At 44.5% G+C, this 1,372-nt stretch carries 2 protein-coding genes; both read left to right on the top strand.

What is annotated here, in order from left to right:
- Positions 1-63: 63 nt before the first annotated feature.
- Positions 64-273: a CPBP family glutamic-type intramembrane protease gene (locus PG896_RS20945; protein WP_408763974.1), complete on the top strand. Its 210-nt coding sequence runs from the start codon at positions 64-66 to the stop codon at positions 271-273.
- Positions 274-711: 438 nt separating this feature from the next.
- A complete protein-coding gene (locus PG896_RS20940; protein ID WP_270836190.1) occupies positions 712-1,338 on the top strand; it encodes a hypothetical protein in 627 nt (208 codons plus the stop codon).
- Positions 1,339-1,372 lie beyond the last annotated feature (34 nt).

The raw sequence follows: 1,372 nt of genomic DNA, 5'->3' as shown, positions 1-1,372 counted from the left end.
GGCGTGCATCGAGAAGACAGATTATCCCATCCCGGCAGAACTGATGCCGTCAACCCCGTCCTGGTGAATAGATACATCTTCGGAGCCCTGCACCTGCCCACTTATGACTGGAATTTTCTGCAATGTTTTCTGGTGATCGGCACGGCCCGCATCGTGCTGCTCAGTGGCTACATCATCACCAAAAACATCTGGGTATCGACCGGTTCACACATCATCAATGACTGGCTGCTGTTTAGCCTGATGCTGCTGCTTGGCAGCCACACAGGCACCTGATTCACGCAATACACAGGCTGGCCATGGATAGAGAGAGCCGTAGGCGTGCCCGCAGCATGGCGGCAGCCTGTTTTCGCGAACGTCTGATGACGCTTCGCTAATCAGACCTACGGCCCTCGATCAGTCCGATGGCTTTCTCTGTTTCCATGATTGGCCTCCCGGCATTGTGTTGCTCCCTTTAAGCTTAGCGAGCGGGGGCGATGGGCGATGGGCGATGGGCGAAGCCTAATCGTCGACGCCCTTGGCACCGTAGCGATGGGCCAAAAAGGAGAGAAGAAAGTTGCTGGCTGAACAGTGGTAGCCGATTCTCACGACACATAAAGATAATGTCTGCAGCAACTCACATATTTGAGCAAAAAGGCTTCATACAAACCCCAAGCACAAATACTCTACTCAACTAATCATGTTGGAATCTCGATGTATGACTAGGAGCTGGAATTGAAAAGTGAATACTTAATAACTTTTGATGCTCAAGAAAAACTCTGTACAACTGTTGAAAAATTCCGAAGTTTGCTTGTAGCACATTCCTCAATTTCATTTTCAAAAAAAGAACAATCATTTTCTTATAATGGAGTTATATTTCCATACATTCTTGCCCAAGGAACTCTGACTGACAACTCTATATACTACGACCTTACAATAGAATGCACTGATGAAAATCAGCATGAAGACTATAAATCTCTTCTTAAAGAAATAAGAAAAGTATGTACAAAGACAAGTGGGAGAAACATTATTATCCTGCATGATGGCGTAGGAGAGGAATATTGTCAAAAAGGTTACCCAATTATATACAGAACAGAGAATTTAATGCGCAAGCTCATTGCTAAATTTATGGCCATCAGCATTGGTTATGATTGGAGCGATGCATCAACACCAAAGGAAGTTCTAGACTCAGTTCGAACAGAAAACAAAAAGGAAAAAACTAACTTTTTACATGAAGTGGACTTCATTCAACTTTCCAATTTCCTTTTCAAAAAGTACACCAAAGCAGATGCAAATCGTTTCATCGACTCACTTAAAGAGGTCTTGTTGCTCAAATCGGGGAACTATCTGTCATCTCGGTGATCTGATCCTGTAGCGCAGTCTCCGAGAGCATCAG

The sequence above is a fragment of the Aeromonas sp. QDB30 genome, assembly GCF_027707645.1.
Lineage (GTDB): Bacteria > Pseudomonadota > Gammaproteobacteria > Enterobacterales > Aeromonadaceae > Aeromonas > Aeromonas caviae.
This window is presented reverse-complemented; position numbering and strand designations above follow the sequence as displayed.